Source organism: Rhizobium sophorae (assembly GCF_013087515.1).
Classification (GTDB): Bacteria; Pseudomonadota; Alphaproteobacteria; order Rhizobiales; family Rhizobiaceae; genus Rhizobium; species Rhizobium sophorae.
This window is the reverse complement of the sequence record NZ_JABFCN010000048.1, coordinates 59,624-76,151: the sequence shown is the minus strand read 5'-3', so window position 1 is coordinate 76,151 and position 16,528 is coordinate 59,624. Positions and strand designations below refer to the sequence as shown.

Annotated in this window: 12 protein-coding genes and 1 riboswitch; of the genes, 3 read left to right on the top strand and 9 right to left on the bottom strand. The window is 62.2% G+C overall.

The window, feature by feature from the left end; all coding sequences use genetic code 11:
- Window positions 1–10: 10 nt before the first annotated feature.
- The 3 genes from cobN to cobU are packed head-to-tail and all read right to left on the bottom strand — an operon-like array spanning window position 11 to window position 5,751.
- Window positions 11–4,168 (bottom strand): cobaltochelatase subunit CobN, encoded by a 4,158-nt coding sequence (gene cobN, locus G9X64_RS26095; protein WP_171377646.1) that lies wholly within the window; start codon window positions 4,166–4,168, stop codon window positions 11–13.
- A 4-nt stretch (window positions 4,169–4,172) separates the two neighbouring features.
- Window positions 4,173–5,222 carry a cobalamin biosynthesis protein CobW gene (gene cobW / locus G9X64_RS26090; RefSeq protein ID WP_168311581.1) on the bottom strand — a complete coding sequence of 350 codons (1,050 nt, stop codon included), beginning with the start codon at window positions 5,220–5,222 and terminating at the stop codon, window positions 4,173–4,175.
- A 4-nt stretch (window positions 5,223–5,226) separates the two neighbouring features.
- A complete protein-coding gene (gene cobU / locus G9X64_RS26085; protein ID WP_168311582.1) occupies window positions 5,227–5,751 on the bottom strand; it encodes a bifunctional adenosylcobinamide kinase/adenosylcobinamide-phosphate guanylyltransferase in 525 nt (174 codons plus the stop codon).
- Window positions 5,752–5,936: 185 nt separating this feature from the next.
- A riboswitch (cobalamin riboswitch) is annotated at window positions 5,937–6,334 on the bottom strand.
- Between the two features lie 258 nt (window positions 6,335–6,592).
- Between cobU and G9X64_RS26080 the strand changes: the two genes are divergently transcribed.
- Window positions 6,593–8,383, top strand: a complete 1,791-nt coding sequence (locus G9X64_RS26080; protein WP_168311583.1) for a chloride channel protein — start codon at window positions 6,593–6,595, stop codon at window positions 8,381–8,383.
- Between the two features lie 28 nt (window positions 8,384–8,411).
- Here G9X64_RS26080 and G9X64_RS26075 read toward each other — a convergent pair whose 3' ends face one another.
- From G9X64_RS26075 to G9X64_RS26065, 3 genes are all read right to left on the bottom strand, one after another.
- Window positions 8,412–9,461, bottom strand: a complete 1,050-nt coding sequence (locus tag G9X64_RS26075; protein ID WP_246271023.1) for an adenylate/guanylate cyclase domain-containing protein — start codon at window positions 9,459–9,461, stop codon at window positions 8,412–8,414.
- A gap of 341 nt (window positions 9,462–9,802) precedes the next feature.
- Window positions 9,803–10,573, bottom strand: a complete 771-nt coding sequence (locus G9X64_RS26070; RefSeq protein WP_168311584.1) for an SDR family oxidoreductase — start codon at window positions 10,571–10,573, stop codon at window positions 9,803–9,805.
- Window positions 10,574–10,672: 99 nt separating this feature from the next.
- Window positions 10,673–12,127 (bottom strand): cobyric acid synthase, encoded by a 1,455-nt coding sequence (locus tag G9X64_RS26065; protein WP_168311585.1) that lies wholly within the window; start codon window positions 12,125–12,127, stop codon window positions 10,673–10,675.
- A 692-nt stretch (window positions 12,128–12,819) separates the two neighbouring features.
- On the opposite strand from G9X64_RS26065, the gene G9X64_RS26060 reads away from it, so the two are divergent.
- Both G9X64_RS26060 and G9X64_RS26055 read left to right on the top strand, forming a co-directional pair.
- Window positions 12,820–13,821, top strand: a complete 1,002-nt coding sequence (locus G9X64_RS26060; protein ID WP_171377645.1) for a glycine betaine ABC transporter substrate-binding protein — start codon at window positions 12,820–12,822, stop codon at window positions 13,819–13,821.
- 20 nt (window positions 13,822–13,841) lie between these two features.
- Complete coding sequence (locus G9X64_RS26055) at window positions 13,842–14,204, top strand: hypothetical protein (protein WP_171377644.1); 363 nt, start codon at window positions 13,842–13,844, stop codon at window positions 14,202–14,204.
- Between the two features lie 73 nt (window positions 14,205–14,277).
- On the opposite strand, the gene G9X64_RS26050 is transcribed toward G9X64_RS26055, so the two are convergent.
- The 3 genes from G9X64_RS26050 to G9X64_RS26040 all read right to left on the bottom strand — a co-directional run bounded on the left by G9X64_RS26050 (window position 14,278) and on the right by G9X64_RS26040 (window position 16,447).
- A complete protein-coding gene (locus G9X64_RS26050) occupies window positions 14,278–14,433 on the bottom strand; it encodes an entericidin domain-containing protein (protein ID WP_168311588.1) in 156 nt (51 codons plus the stop codon).
- Window positions 14,434–14,623: 190 nt separating this feature from the next.
- Window positions 14,624–15,565: a LysR family transcriptional regulator gene (locus tag G9X64_RS26045; protein ID WP_171377643.1), complete on the bottom strand. Its 942-nt coding sequence runs from the start codon at window positions 15,563–15,565 to the stop codon at window positions 14,624–14,626.
- A 273-nt stretch (window positions 15,566–15,838) separates the two neighbouring features.
- Window positions 15,839–16,447 (bottom strand): LysE/ArgO family amino acid transporter, encoded by a 609-nt coding sequence (locus tag G9X64_RS26040; protein WP_168311676.1) that lies wholly within the window; start codon window positions 16,445–16,447, stop codon window positions 15,839–15,841.
- Window positions 16,448–16,528 lie beyond the last annotated feature (81 nt).

Sequence of the window (16,528 nt, the reverse complement as noted above, 5' to 3'; positions counted from 1 at the left end):
TCACCTCATTCTATCGTTTAGCGGCCAGGTCGAACCGGGCCGAATTGCTGCGCGGCGTCCAGAGGCTGCGGTCGATTGCTTCGCTGAGCCGCTCCCTCATCTCGTCGAATGCCGCCGAGTTCTTCTCGATCATGAAGTCACGCACGGCGGGATCGGTGACAAAGGCCTGGTACACGGCCTCGAAATGATGTTCGCCAACCGCACCCGTCGTTGCCGAAAAGGCAAAAAGATAATCGACCGTGGCGGCGATCTCGGCGGCGCCCTTGTAGCCATGGCGCATGACGCCCGCGATCCATTTCGGATTGACGACACGCCCGCGCACCACCCGGCCGATTTCCTCTTCCAGCGAGCGGATCACCGGCCTTTCCGGCCTGGAATGGTCGTTATGATAGATCGACGGGCGCGTCCCGGCGAGTTGCTCGGCCGCCGCCGCCATGCCGCCCTCGAACTGGTAATAGTCATCACTATCGAGCAGATCATGCTCGCGGTTGTCCTGGTTCTGGATCACAGCCTGCACCGAACGCAGCCGCTCCTCGAACAGGCCGCGTTCGGCCTTGCCCTCCTCGCCGGCACCATAGGCATAGCTGCCCCAGACGAGATAGGCTTCGGCGAGATCGGCGCGCCGCTCCCAGCCTTTTTCATCGATCAGCGCCTGCAGGCCGGCGCCATAGGCACCAGGCTTCGAGCCGAAGACGCGATAGCCCGCCCGACGCTTTGCCGAGACTTCGTCCAGGCCGGCAGCCGCAAGCCTTACCGCCTCGCCACGCATGCGCGCCGCGATCGGATTGTCGGCCTCGTCCTCTTCAAGCCCGCCCACGGCACGGATCGCCTTGTCGAACAGCGCGATCTGCTCGGGAAAGGCATCGCGGAAGAAGCCGGAAATGCGGAGCGTCACGTCGACGCGCCGCCGCCCGAGCATCGCCGGCGGAATGATCTCGTAGCCGGTGACACGGCGCGAGCTCATGTCCCAGAGCGGCTTGACGCCGATCAGCGCCAGGGCCTGGGCGATATCATCGCCGCCCGTGCGCATGTTCGACGTGCCCCAGGCCGTCAGCCCGAAGGAGACAGGCCATTCGCCGTGATCCTGCACATAACGGCGCACCAGCAGCTCCGCCGATTTCCTGCCGAGCTCGTAGGCGGCCGGCGTCGGCACCGCACGGCTGTCGACCGAGTAGAAATTGCGCCCGGTCGGCAGTACGTCCGGCCGCCCGCGCGTCGGCGCGCCGGAGGGACCGGGTGCGACGAAGCGGCCGTCGAGGCCGGCGAACAGGCCGGCGATTTCGGCCGGGCCGCAGGCGAGGATGGAGGGCTTAAGACGGGTTTCGATTTCGGAGAGTACCAACCCGGTTTTAGACCAGAGGGCCGGGCACTCTATCTCGCCGGAGACGAACTTTGCAGCGAGCAATTCGATGCGCTCGACGGTGTCGCCATTGGTGCGCCAGGGAGCGCCGAGAACATCCGCGAGGATATCAGGACGTGGGCCGGCCCAGGGAGCGGCCATGTCGGTGTCGAGAGGGTCGAAGGAGGAGACACCCCCCTCTGTCCTGCCGGACATCTCCCCCACAGGGGGGGAGATCGAGGATGAGAGGTCTCGCTCCATCTCCTCGGACAACGGTACAGTATTCTCCAACGATTCTTTTGTGGGAAGCCCTAGCGACTTGCCGATCTCCCCCCTTGTGGGGGAGATGTCCGGCAGGACAGATGGGAGTATCCCCCGCACGCCGCCCGATCCCGCATCCACAGCGATCGCCCGCTGCAAACTTGCATCCCCGCCCTCGCCCAACCCGCGCGGCACCCGCGCCAGCGCCACCGTCAAGTCCGTCAGCAGCCGCCCCTCGGGCGACACACCGAACACATGCAGCCCATCGCGGATCTGCATTTCCTTGAGATCGCAGAGATAGGCGTCGAGCTTCTTCAGCGCCTCACCCTCGCTTTCACCCTTTGCAATGCCCGCATCCCGATCAAGCCCGATATCGGTCACCAGATCGAGGATCTGACGGCTGAGCAGACGGATGCGACGAGGATCGCCGCCCGACGCCTCGTAATATTCATCGACCAGCGCCTCCAGATCCTTCAGCGGCCCGTAGCTTTCGGCCCGGGTCAAGGGCGGCGTCAGGTGGTCGATGATGACGGCCGCGCTGCGGCGCTTGGCCTGCGTACCCTCGCCCGGATCGTTGACGATGAAGGGATAGAGATGCGGCAGCGGCCCGAGGATCGCCTCGGGATAGCAGCTTTCCGACAGCGCCAGCGCCTTGCCTGGCAGCCATTCGAGATTGCCGTGTTTGCCCATATGGATGACCGCATGCGCACCGAACTCGCGCCGCAGGAACGCATAGAAGGCGAGATAACCGTGCGGCGGCACAAGATCCGGCGAATGATAACTTTCCTTCGGATCGATATTGTAGCCCCGCGCCGGCTGGATACCGACGAGCACCTCGCCGAAACGGGCGAACGGCAGAGCGAAAGCGCCCTCGCGAAAATATGGATCGTCCTCGGGATCGCCCCAGCGGGCTCTCATCTCGTCCTGAATCTTTTTCGGAAGAGATTCCAGGAAGCCGTTGTAGCGACTCAGGGAAAGCGTCTCGCGGATGACCCTGCCGTCATGGCCGGAGTTGGTCGGCCCTTCCATCAGATGGCCGATCAGCGCATCGCCGTCGGCCGGGATGTCGGCGACCGGATAACCCGCCGTTTGCATGGCGCGAAGAACCTCGATCGTGCCGGCCGGCGTATCGAGACCGACGCCGTTACCGAGCCGACCGTCGCGGTTTGGATAATTCGCCATGACCAGCGCGATGCGCCGGGCGCCGGCGGAAGTCTTCCGCAGCCGCGCCCAATTGGCGGCGAGCTCCGCCGTATAACGTACCCGGCCAGCATCCGGTTCGCTAGCGACAATATTCGTCTCGACCGCAGCATCGTAACGCGCCGCCGTCTTGAAGGAGATCGCTCCCGCCAGCACCCGGCCGTCGACCTCAGGCAGTGCCACGTTCATGCCGAGATCGCGCGCCGACAAGCCCTGTGAGGAAGCCGCCCATGCCTCCCTCGACGAAGCCGACAAGATCGCCTGCAGCACGATCGCCTCATTCGCCTCCAGCACCGTCGGCTGCCGGTCTGCACCCGGTGCCGAGACGGCAAAGCCGGTCGTGTTGATGACGACATCGGGTTTCAGCGCCGAAAACACGCTCTCGAGAATGCCTGTCGAAATCGGATCCTTGAGGCTGTAAGCAAAGACCGGCAGCGGGCGCAGGCCGAGTGTCGTCAGCGCTCCGATGAGAGCTTCGATCGGCCCGGTCTCGCCGCTTTGGACGAGGGCGCGGTAGAAGCTGATGGCGACGATGGGAGAAGATGTGGGTTCGAATCCCACCTCTTCCGCCGAACTTGAGGTACCCCCCTCTGTCCTGCCGGACATCTCCCCCACAAGGGGGGAGATCGAGGATGAGAGGCCTCTCTCCATCTCTTCGGCGGAAGGTGCGGAATCTTCAAACGGTTCTTTTGTGGGAAGCGCTGGCAACTTGCCGATCTCCCCCCTTGTGGGGGAGATGTCCGGCAGGACAGAGGGGGGTGCCACACGCGAAGATATCTCCGCAGCAACAACCCGCCGCCACTCCTCAACCCCGATCAATCCCCGCCCCGGCCACCAGATGCCGGCCTTCATCAAGGGCGCCGCCGGTGCCGGCTTCTCCGTGCCCGACAGCATCGCCCCGGTATAATCGAGAAAGGCCCGCGCATTGGCGTCGCCGCCCTCGATCAGATAGGCCCAGAGCGCGTTGAGATCGTCCAGATCAACATTGGAAAAAGGAATCAGCCCCGCATCTGGCCTGGCATCGCCCGGCAGCACCGCAATCAGTGTCCCAGCGCGGGACGCTGCCGCATGCAGCGCTTCCAGCGCATAATGGAAATAGCTGGCGCCCCCGAGCGCCCGCACGACAATCAGCTTGGCATGCCGCGCAGTGCGCTCGACATAGGTGTCGACAGACATCGGATGCTTGAGGCTCATCAGGCTGGCGAGCCTGAGCGAATACGGCCCATCGCGCTCGCGATGGGCGGCGGCGATCGCGGCAAGCTCGCTGTCGGCAGCCGACAGGAACAGGATATCGCCCGGCGTCTGCCCGAGGTCGATTGCCTCCTCGCCGTCGCTGATCGTTCCCTGCTGGGCCAGAAGCAGATGCATCGGGTTACGCCAGCGCCTCGATCGCCGCCCTCACCGCGCCCTGGTCCATCTCATGCAGGCCGATGACGACGAGGCGCGTGGCGCGTTTTTCGCCAGGGGTCCAGGCGCGGTCGAAATAGTGATCGATGCGGCTGCCGACGGCCTGGAGCTGCAGGCGCATCGGCTTGCCCGAGACATCGACGAAACCCTTGAGCCGCAGCACATCGTGGGCGGCAATGATGCCCTTCAGCGCTTCGACGAAGCCGGCGGGATCGGCAATGGGTCCGAGCTCGACGACGAAGCTGTCGAATTCGTCATGGTCGTGGGGCGCACCATCCTCGTGCTCCAGCTCGTGATGCGACTTACGATTGGCGACATCGTCCTCCGTGCCGATGCCGAGGCCGAGCAGGATGCCGGCCGACACCTCGCCGTTCTTCGCTTCGATCATCACGGGCTTGCGTAGCGTGCGGGAGGCGACCTCGTCGCGCACCCTGATAAGGCCGGCAGCGTCGATCAGGTCTGTCTTGTTGAGCACGATGAGATCGGCGCAGGTGAGCTGGTCCTCGAACAGCTCCTCAATCGGGCTTTCGTGGTCGAGCGATTCATCCTGGGCCCGTCGCGCGTCGACGGCATCATGATCGTCGGCGAAACGGCCGGCGGCAACGGCGGCGCTGTCGACCACCGTGATGACGCCGTCGACGGTTACCTGGGTGCGGATGTCAGGCCAATTGAAGGCGGCGACCAGCGGTTGCGGCAAGGCAAGGCCAGATGTTTCGATGACGATATGGTCGGGCCGCTGTTCGCGCTCGAGCAGCTTGGTCATCGTCGGAATGAAATCGTCGGCGACGGTGCAGCAGATGCAGCCGTTGGTGAGTTCGATGATGTCGTCCTCGGTGCAGTTGTCTGCACCGCAGCCCTTTAGAACGTCGCCGTCGACGCCGAGATCGCCGAACTCGTTGATAATAAGCGCAATCTTCTTGCCGCCGGCATTGGTGAGCAGGTTGCGGATCATCGTCGTCTTGCCGGCACCGAGGAAGCCGGTGATGACGGTTGCGGGAATTTTCTGCTGGTTCATGGACTTAACCCTTCATTTTCAGCGGCAGGCCTGCCGCGATGAAATAGACCTCAGTGGCTTTCGCCGCGATCGATTGGTGCAGCCGGCCGGCATGATCGCGAAAGTCCCGCGCCATGCGATTATCCGGCACGATGCCGAGACCGACCTCGTTGGAAACGAAAACGAGCCGCGCTTTCGCCTTAGGCAGGAAATCGGCAAGCGCGGCAAATTCCGCCGCCATGTCCCGATCCTCGATCATCAGATTGGTGACCCAGAGCGTCAGGCAATCGATCAGCACGATGCACCCCTCGCCGTCGATGGCGGCGAGTTTACCGACGAGATCGAACGGTTCTTCATGCGTTGTCCAGGACGGACCCCGGTCGGCCTGGTGTTGGGAGATGCGCGCTCGCATCTCCTCGTCCCATGCCCGCCCGGTGGCTACATAGTGACGGTCGAAGCCGGTCGCCGTCACGAGGTCTTCGGCGAACCGGGATTTGCCGGAACGTGCGCCGCCGAGGATGAAGACGATGTTGGAGGGGGCAGCCGTCATGTGAAAGCGCTCTGTTGATGAGATAGGGCACGCCGTGCCGCCGCCCTCATCCGACCCTGCGGGCCACCTTCTCCCCGCTGGGGAGAAGGGAAAGCAAGTCGCGCCGCACCAGGCCGCGCCGAATTCAATCGTTCAGCCAAGACAACCTCCGTGCTGGCAACGGGCATAGCGCCCAGGTGTGGGCTTCTCGCCCGGCACGCATGGCAGGTCTCCTGGCTCGCGGTTATCGGCCTCGATCGGGGCAGACCGGAAACCGGTCGCCCTGATCGTGCCAGCGGATCATCCTCGCCTTCCCGGCTGCATCGGTGAAAAGGTGGACGATTCGTAGACTTGAGAGGCGTCCGACCCCGGTTGATCACCATGCATATCCAGTGGCTTTTCCGGCATGCTGCCCATCCCGCCCGCTTGCATGATTGCAAGCCGCCAGCCGGAAAGGGCCTGATGCCGGATGGAAGACCCTGACCGCTCTACAGTCGCGGGGTCGGCTGTGATGAAGGCGCCCGGCTTGGGTCCGCCCCGTCACATTCCCTTTTGATCCGGAAGGGCGCAACACCGATCCGGAACCATCCGTTATCTCAGGATAGTCAGTCGACCATCCGTTGAGGGATGGTTAGGCAAGCGCAGGGATGAAGTCAACCGGCCTTGGCGTCGCCCGATCGCCGGTTCCGAGATGCACCTACCCAAACACGACTTACCCTACCTAAAATATCGTCATTTATTCAGAGACTTACGTCATCGAAATTTATTCCAACCGCCGGCTTTTCGCCGCAATTGCATCGCAATCGGACTGCGTGACCATCTCTGCCCTTGACCGGGCCTCTCCCCGCCTAGTTGTCTAGCCATGCTTATGAAATTGGATCGGCGCCGTTTCCGCGCGCTGCGTGTTTTCTTCGATCCGGGACGCCTGCGGGCGCTGACCCGCCGTAGCGAGGTCGGCCTGGCGCTGGCGGGCGCCGTCGTCGGCATCATCTCGGGTCTTGCCGTCACCGGCATGAGCTACGTCTCCAACGAGCTGCATCAGCTGGTCTTCGGTATTGCCGACAGCGAAAGGTTGAGCTCGTCCGAGATCGAGAACAAGCTGCTGCTGCTCACCGCCCCCGTCATCGGCGGCGCCCTGCTCGGTCTGCTGCTTTTCGTGCTGGCGAAACGGCGCAAGAAGCCGATGGTCGACCCGATCGAGGCCAATGCGCTGCATGGCGGCCGCCTGTCCCTGACCGACAGCATCATCGTTGCCGTGCAGAACCTGATCTCCAACGGTTTCGGCGCCTCCGTCGGCCTGGAAGCCGGCTATACCCAGCTTGCCGCCGGCCTCGCCTCAAAATTCGGCCTGAAGCTGCAGCTTCGCCGCTCGGACCTGCGCACCCTCGTTGGCTGCGGCGCGGCGGGCGCCATCGCCGCCGCCTTCAACGCGCCGTTGACCGGCGCCTTCTATGCTTTCGAGCTGATCATCGGCACCTATACGATCGTCTCGCTGACCCCGGTCGTCGTCTCCGCCCTTGTCTCCACCCTGATCGCAAGGCTGCTCGCCGGCAGCGATTTCACCATCGATATCGGCAGCTTCGGCTCGGTCGTGCCGGCCGATTATATCCCGGCACTGCTGCTCGGCGCTTTCTGCGCCGGTGTCGGCATCCTGATCATGCAGGGCGTCGCCTTTGTCGAGGAGCTGGCGCGCAAGAGCTCGATCGCCCCACCCTTCCGCCCGGCGCTCGGCGGCATCATCGTCGGGCTATTGGCGATGATCTCGCCTCAGGTGCTCTCGGCCGGCCACGGCGCGCTGCATCTCAACCTTTCCCATGAGGTGGCGATCCCGACGCTGATCGGCCTCTTCCTCTTGAAATCCTTCGCCTCGGCGATCTCGATCGGCTCCGGCTTCAGGGGCGGGCTGTTCTTCGCCTCGCTGTTCATGGGCGCCCTGCTCGGCAAGCTCTTCGCCTATTGCGGCCCCTATTTCGCCGATGCGACGCTGACGCCGGTCATCTATGCCGTGGTCGGCATGAGTTCGCTTGCCGTCGCCGTCATCGGCGGGCCGCTGACCATGACGTTCCTGGCGCTCGAAATCACCGGCGATTTTCCGATCACGGCGCTGGTGCTTGCCGCCGTCATCACCTCCTCGCTCGTCGTACGTTCGACCTTCGGCTACTCCTTCGCCACTTGGCGCTTCCACCTGCGCGGCGAAAGCATCCGCAGCGCCCACGACGTTGGCTGGATCCGCAACCTGACGGTCGACAAGCTGATGCGCGCCGACGTCAAGACGGCAAGGGCGGGCATCTCTCTGGAGGAATTCAAGCAGGCCTTTCCGATCGGCTCGACCCAGCGCGTCATCCTCGTCGAGGAGAGCGACAAATATGCAGGCCTCGTGCTGGTGCCGGAGATCTACGCCAACCCGACCGACGCGCAGGACGAGGGCAAGGCGCTTGCCGATTTCATCCACTACCGCAACGATTTCCTGCAGCCGCAGATGAATGCCAGGCAGGCGGCGGCGATTTTCGACAAGAGCGAAAGCGAAGCGCTCGCCGTCGTCAACAACCTGATCGAACGCAAGGTGATCGGCCAGCTCAGCGAAAGCTATACGCTGCGCCGCTACAGCGAAGAACTCGACCGCCGCCGCCGCGAGGTCTCAGGCGAGATCTGAGCGTCGTCGCGCCGACCGGATCGTCGTTTCAGGATACCGCGTCGGCGAGCTTGAACACGTTTACTGCTTTCGAAACCCCGCGCAATTCGAAAGATCCCAGACAGTCGTTGGCGACAGCACAAGTGACGGCGAAGCTTTCCGACATCAGAAGGTGATGTCCGAGCGTGCCGCAGAGTTTTTCAAGCCGCGAAGCCTCGTTGACGGCGCTGCCGATCACCGTGAAATCAAGCCTGCCGCGTGCGCCGATATTTCCGTAGAAGACCTCGCCGAGATGCAGCACGACATCGACGCCGATGTCAGGACCTCCATCATTCCTCCGCTGACCATTCAGCACCTTGTTGGCTTCTAGAATATTCCTTGCGGAAGCCAGTGCGGCCATGCAGGCCTTTTGCGGCTCTTCGGCATCGGTCGGAAAGATCGCCAGCACGCTATCGCCCATGAACTTGAGAATCTCGCCCGAATTTTCCTCGACATGCCAGCCGATCAGCTCGAAATGTTCATTCAGAAACCCGGCGATTTCGCCGGGCTGATAAACCTCAGTCAGCGCCGTGAAGTTTCTGAGGTCCGCAAGCAGGATCGCAGCATTGATGGCGCCCCCCTTTCCCCTCTGGATATCGCCTGCAAGGATGCGTGCACTTGTCTTGGCGCCTGTATAGACGGCAAGGATATCCGATGCGGTTTTCGATGCCGCAATGCGATAACAAGCCAGCCCCAGCGCTGGGAAGAGCTTCGTGACAATCGCCAGTTGATCATCAGAAAATCCGCCCGGCCTATCACTTGTGAGAGACAGACTGACTCCACGCAGCGCAGCCTCCTTCGGGAATTCCAGCAGGCTGACCAGGTGATCCGTGCCGCCGGCATGCGCGAATTCAGCAAGCTGCGGGTAGTCATCGACACCCTCACCCTTGGCGATATTCCAGCGACCTGACGTTTCGCCACGGCCCAAAAGAAAATAGATCGGGGTCTTCTCGAAATTCAGCACTGCCGCACTGCCATATTCGGCATTCTCGATCGTGGTCGCACCGCCGCGCACGAAATTGGCCGAGACGCCGCCATACATGGGATGAATAGACGGCATGGAGATGCTTCCCCGCCAGATCGGAAAGCCATCCGCGATCAGCCGATCGCACAATCCGGCTATCAGCTCGCCAATATGCTCAGCTGTGATTCCATGTTCTATAAGCCACTGAAAATGATTGTTAATTTCCGAACCTCCAAATGACCGACGCAGATTATGGTCGGAAATCGGGCAAATGGACGGCGATGGATCACCGGGGTTGCCACATCAACCAATAGTCGAGTCAGGCAGATATTTCTAGCCGTGGTCTCCGGCAACGACAATCAGTCATTCGCCTGCCGACGAGGAGCTGTGAGATTGCCGCAGAAATGAAAGATGGTGCCGCAGCGCCTACGGATATCTCACATCCTGACCGTCATGCCGCCGTCCACCGTCAGCACGTGGCCGTTGACGAATGAAGCGGCGTCACTTGCCAGAAACAGCGCCGCGCCGGCAATCTCGTCCGGCCGCCCCCAGCGCTGAACCGGGATGCGCTGACGCACGAAGGGCATCAATTCCTCGTTCGCGGCCATCGCCGCGTTCGTCTCGGTGGCAAACCAGCCGGGTGCAATCGCGTTGCTGGTGATGCCATGCGGGCCGAATTCGACAGCCATGCCGCGCATCAGTCCGGTCAGGCCCTGCTTGGCTGCTGGATAGACGCAGTCGCCAGGCATGACGACATGGCCGCTGATCGAGGTCACCGCGATCAGGCGGCCGTGATTGCGTCGCTTCATCAACACGGCAGCGTCGCGCGAAAGCGTCATCGCCGCCGCCAGGTCGGTGCGCAGCAACTCGATGATGGCATCATCGTCGAATTCGGCCAGAGGCCGCCTGTCGCGGGCGCCGACATTGTTGATCAAAATGTCGAGACGACCGTGGATCTTGTCGATATCGGCCATCGCAGCACGCTGTGCCTCGCGGTCGGCGATATCGAATGCGGCGGCCTCCGCCGTGCCGCCTGCGGCACGGATGGTCCTGACGGCGCCTTCCAGCGTCGCCGCCGTGCGTCCGTTGACGATGACATGCGCGCCGGCCTCGGCAAGAGCGCGCGCCATCTCGAAGCCTAGACCACGCCCGCCGCCGGTCACCAGCGCTACCTGCCCTGCCAGTGAAAATCTATCCAGTACGCTCATGGTTTTCGTCGCTCTCAACCGGGTCCGCCGCGACAATTAATGGACTCAGTCAACTAATTTGGCAATAGCGGAACGACGAGACCGGATGACGCATCCGGCTTAACCGAGCAGCCCGGCCAGCCAGCGCGGATCGAGATGGCGCTCCAGTTCTCCGGCGATCTCGTCGAGTGCCTGCTCAACGCTCTCGCGGTAATTCCTCCGTTCGCCCGACAGCCCAAAGCTTTGAAGCAGCCGCGCGCGGTAAGCGTCGCTGCTGAACAGCCCGTGCAGATAGGTGCCCATGATCCGACCGTCGGCCGATAGCGCCCCGTCGGGCGCGCCGTCGATGATCGCCGAAGGCCGATCGCAATCCGGGCCGCGGGTGATGCCGAGATGGATCTGGTAGCCCGCAAGCGGCGCGTCATATTCGGTGGAGTGGGCCTGGCTGTTGCGCACGGTCTTTTCCGGCGCCATCTCGGTCTCGATGTCGAGCAGCCCAAGCCCCGGCGTCTCGAGCGTCCCGCCCTCGATGCCAAGCGGATCGTGCACCGTCCGGCCGAGCATCTGGTAGCCGCCGCAAATGCCGATCACCCGGCCGCCGCGCCTGACATGCGCCTGGAGATCGCGATCCCAGCCCTGGACCCTGAAGTCGGCGAGATCCGATATCGTCGATTTCGAGCCGGGAAGCACGACGAGGCTCGCATCGGCAGGGATCCGCTCGCCTGATCGCACGAAGACCAGCTCGACATCCGGCTCGGTCCGCAGCGGATCGAGATCGTCGAAATTGGCGATGCGCGGCAGCACCGGCACGGCAATCTTCAGCGCGCGGGCCCTGCCCCTTGCCAACCGTTCGAGCACGACCGAATCCTCGGCCGGCAGGCGCGCCGCACCCGGCAGCCACGGCACGACGCCGAAACACGGCCAGCCGGTAAAGCCCTCGATAGCGCGGATGCCGTCGTCAAACAGCGAGACGTCGCCGCGGAACTTGTTGATGATGTAGCCCGCAATCATCGCCCGGTCGCTATCGTCGAGGATTGCATGCGTGCCGACGAGCGAGGCGATGACGCCGCCGCGGTCGATATCGCCGACGAGCACGACCGGCACACCGGCCCGCGTCGCAAAGCCCATATTGGCGATATCGCCGGCCCTGAGATTGATCTCGGCCGGCGATCCGGCGCCCTCGACGATAACGAGGTCGGCGCCCGCAGCCACTTTTTCGAAACTCTCGAGCACGGCGCCGAGCAGCTCAGGCTTCAGCCGCTGGTAGTCCCGCCCCTTCGCCTGTCCGAACACCTTGCCCTGGACGATGATCTGGCTGCCATTTTCCGATTGCGGCTTGAGCAGGACCGGGTTCATGTGGACCGAGGATGGCGTGCGCGCGGCCAGCGACTGCAGCCACTGCGCCCGGCCGATCTCGCCGCCGTCATCGGCGACCGCCGCATTGTTCGACATGTTCTGCGGCTTGAACGGCCGGACCGTCAGCCCGCGATTGGCCGCCAGCCGGCAGAGCCCCGCGACCAGCACCGTCTTGCCGACATCGGAGCCGGTTCCCTGCAGCATGATCGCTCTTGCCATGGTGGCCCCGCATTCACCTCTCGTTCAGGCGAGGCCTACAATGGGCGGTAATCCCGGGTCAAGACTTGGCCCTGGTCAAGACTTGGCCCTAGGTCAAGACTTGGCCCCAGTCACGCTCCCACACAAACGCGAAAACCGCGCATGGCCTTGGCTCTGCGCGGTCTGCCGAAAACTCTGGCGTCTTCGCCCTTACACGGCGAAGCTCACTTTCTCCGGTACGCACTACCTGAACCGGAGAAGCGGCGGTCATTGCTGCCACGACCCAACTGATAACGGCACATTCTTACCGGAGAGTTATTGAAGGCTTACGCAAATGTTAATTTTGACCTTTTTTGACATTTTGGCCGAGATTTCTGCCGAAGATCGGCCGGCCGGTTGCGAAGAGCGTGCTTTTCGCCCGAGGGCGCCAATTTCGGGATGCTGACATAAATTCTTCGAATTCAATCATTTAGTAACGCAACCATGAGCAGAAGATGGTTGATTTCTGCGAGCGAACGCGTAGTTTCGGTGAAAATGCGCCATTGTTGAATAAGTCCTGCGACGAGTTGCTGGAGCCGCAAGCACGGACGGCGCCCAGGAACCGGAAAGCCTGTTGCGGCATCGCCCCGCAGGCATTTTCCCTTCGGGTGCCGGAGATATTTGTCGGTGATTTTCAGAGCCTGCTGCGCGTCTGCCTAAGAAGAATTCGGGGAATGACGATGAAGACGTTTCTGATTCCGGCCGTCTTTGCCGCGGCTCTTTCTACCGCTGCGCCGGCCGAAGCCGCCGAATGCGGCAGCGTTTCGATCGCCGAAATGAAATGGGCCTCGGCAGGCATTGCCGCAAGCTTCGACAAGATCATTCTGGAAAAGGGATATGGCTGCTCCGTCACCATCGTCGATGGCGACACCCTGCCGACCTTCGCCTCGATGAATGAGAAAGGCATCCCCGACATCGCCTCGGAATACTGGATCAATTCCGTGAGGTCCCTGCTCGATCAGGCTGTCAACAGTGGCCGGCTAGTACAGGGGGCCGAAATCCTGGCCGACGGCGCCGTCGAGGGTTGGTGGATCCCGAAATTCATCGCCGACGCCCACCCCGACATCCGCTCGGTCGAGGACGCGCTGAAACATCCCGAACTCTTTCCCGCTGAAGACGACCCGTCGAAAGGCGCAGTTTACAACTGCCCCGCCGACTGGAGCTGCCAGATATCGACCACCAACCTGTTCAAGGCGCTTGCCGCCGACAAGAAGGGCTTCGAGCTTGTCGAGACCGGCAGCCCCGAACGGCTCGATGCGTCGATTGCCCGCGCCTTCGACAACAAGATCGGTTGGCTCGGTTATTACTGGGCGCCGACCGCCATCCTCGGCAAATACGACATGACGCGCCTGAGCTTCGGCGTGGGCCACAACAAGAATGAATGGGATCGCTGTACCGCGGTTGCCGGCTGCGTCAGGCCCGAGCTTAATTCCTACCCGGTCTCGCGCGCCTTCACCCTGATGACCAGATCCTTTGCCACCCGCGCCGGACCAGTCACGACCTATCTCAAGACCCGCAAATGGGACAATGCGACGATCAACCAGGTGCTCGCCTGGCAGGACGAAAACCGCGAAAGCAACGAGGATGCCGCGATCTATTTCCTTCGCAATTACGAGAGTCTGTGGACGAAATGGCTGCCAGTCGATGTAGCCGAGAAGGTCAAGGCGAGCTTATAACGGCCAAAACACGATCAAGCATGGACGATTCGATGACAGGCAATGTTCCCTTTCCCGACCGCGATACCGTTGCGGAAAAGCTCGCCGCGCTGTCGGAGACCGACAAGTCCTATCTGGCGCTGCTCATGGAAAACGCTGCCCAGGACGACAACCTGCTCGACGGCCTGCGCCGCCATCTCGATCTTGCCGCCGGATCGCGTGTCTTAAACTCTCTGAAGCTCGAAAACCTGGGAATGTGGCTCGGGGGCCAAGCGCCGGATCGGCTGCAGATCCGGCTGATGGAAGCCGCCCGCTCTGGCCAGCATCCGGCCTACCAAGCCTTCCGGACCGGCCTCAGCCGATCCGGTGGCCTCGAAAGGGCTTATCCCCCGGTCATCCGCTAGGATGATCAGGACCGGGCCATCTGATCCCTCGGTCAACACCTTATCAGGCAATCCCCGGAAGGAATCTGAACCGTCACTTCTTCGCGGCGCGGTCGACCGAGCGGCCGGCATCCTGCGTGGCGTTCACGGTGTTTGCCGTATCCTTTCCTATGCCGCGGATCGTGTTGCCGCAGGAGGAAAGGGCAAGAAGAACCATCAAGGCTGCGGCAATTTTGGCCGTTATCGTCATCTCGGATATCCTTGTTTGAAATCAACCCCGAACGGCGACAAATGCCGTCCGCGCCGATAACGCACGACAAACCAAAAGGTTCAGCGCCGAAAGGATACCGCTACAGCCGCGCGTGCAATAGGACGCGCTATCACTTTCGATCGGCGCATAATCCTGTCCGGAATCGGTTCCGATTTTCGGGGTTGTGCGGCTAGGCGGCGACCGCCTTCGCTCTTTCGGCAAAGGCGCCGCGAATGCTGTCGGCCACCGTCTCGATCGACCCCGACACCTGCGAGGCGGTCAGCAGGCGGATATCGAAGGCGCCGAGCTCCGGCAGCCCTTCCTGAGGCCCGAGGATCGCCATGTCCTCGTTGACATAGGACAGCGGCAACGGCGCGATGGCGAGATCGGAAAGCACGGCGGCGCGCTGCGCCATCGTGTGGCCGCTGAGATAGGCTACGCGATAATGCCGCTTGTTTCGTTCGAGCTGGGAGAGTGCCTCCTGGCGCCAGATGCAGCCATCTTCCCAGATCGAGATCGGAAGCGGATCGCGGCGATGCGCCGAACCGCACTTGGCGCCGGCCCAGACCAGCCGCTCGCGGAACACCACCTCACCGCCGGTCGGGAACGGCCGTGTCGCACAGTTGATCAACGCCAGGTCGAGCCGCTGCTCCTCCATGCGCTTCTTCAGCCCGATGCTCATGTCGATCGTCACGTCGACCATGATGCCGGGATAGCTTTCGGCGAAACTCTTCAGGATGCTCGGCAGCAGCCGTTCGCCGATATCCTCCGGCGCGCCGAGCCGCACGACGCCGCTGAGCTCCGGCATGATGAAGCGCGATACCGCCTCGTTCGACAGCGCCAGGATGTTACGGGCATAGGACAGCAACATCTCGCCGTGGCGCGTCAACGATACCGAGCGGGCGTCGCGCAGAAAGAGCGTCGCGCCAAGCTGTTCTTCAAGCTTCTTGATCTGCATCGACACGGCCGACGGCGTGCGGAACACCGCCTCTGCAGCGGTCGAAAAATTGCCGGTCTCTGCGATAGCCACGAAAGTACGCAGCACGTCGTTGTCAAGCAGTGGAATGGGACGGCGAAAGGGAATACTCATCGTCGCATCTTTCAATTTTTCTGATTTATAACCGCATATCATTTTGTTTGATTGAATGTCAATTGACGCTCATATTTCGAGCGTCGGCAGCTAAATGCAGCAAAGGAGGCCCGACATGTCTCAACCAAGCATCTGGAATATCGTACAGGCCTTTTCCGCATTCAAGTCGCAAAGGCGCAGGGATGCCAACCATGAGCATGCGCTCCGGGAACTAAGGCGTTTTCCGCCACATCTGCTGGCAGATTGCCACCGCGAGATGGAGTTGACCGTCCCCCCCTCGGCCGCTGAAGCGAATGATCGACGATCGAACGGCGGTCACAACCCGCCCAGCAGCTTGAACGCTATAATCCACATCGTGAAAGCGACGAGCGTTTCCAGCATGCGCCAGGATGAGGGTTTCGAGAAGATCGGCCGCAGCCGCTTCGCACCATATCCGAGCGAAAAGAAGAACAGAAAGGAACCCGTCACCGCCCCTGCTGCGAAAGAAGCCTGCTCTCCCGGATATCGTGTCGATATCGTCCCGAGCAGCACCACCGTGTCGAGATAGACGTGCGGATTGAGCCAGGTGAGTGCGAGGCAGGTCACCAGTGTCTGCCGAAAGCTCGATGTTTTGGCTTCCCCGGCCGCGAGAGCGGCGGACGACCGCAAGGCGGAATAAAGGCTTTTTGCTCCGTACCAGATCAGGAATGCGGCTCCGCCATAGCGCATGACGGGATCGAGCCAGGGCATGAACCTGGCGATTTGATGGAGGCTGGTCACGCCAAGCACGATCAGCGCCGCATCGGAGACCGCGCATGCGAGGCAGACGGCGAAGACATGTTCGTTGCGCAAGCCCTGGCGGAGGATGAAGGCGTTCTGTGCACCGATGGCGACAATCAGGCTGAGCCCCATCATCAGGCCGGTTATATAGATCGAAAAATTCATCTCTTTGGCCAACGCCCCTCATTTCGGTAAGGTTGCGCTAGCGCGATTATAAGAGTTAGGCTAATTAATCCACCTTACTCC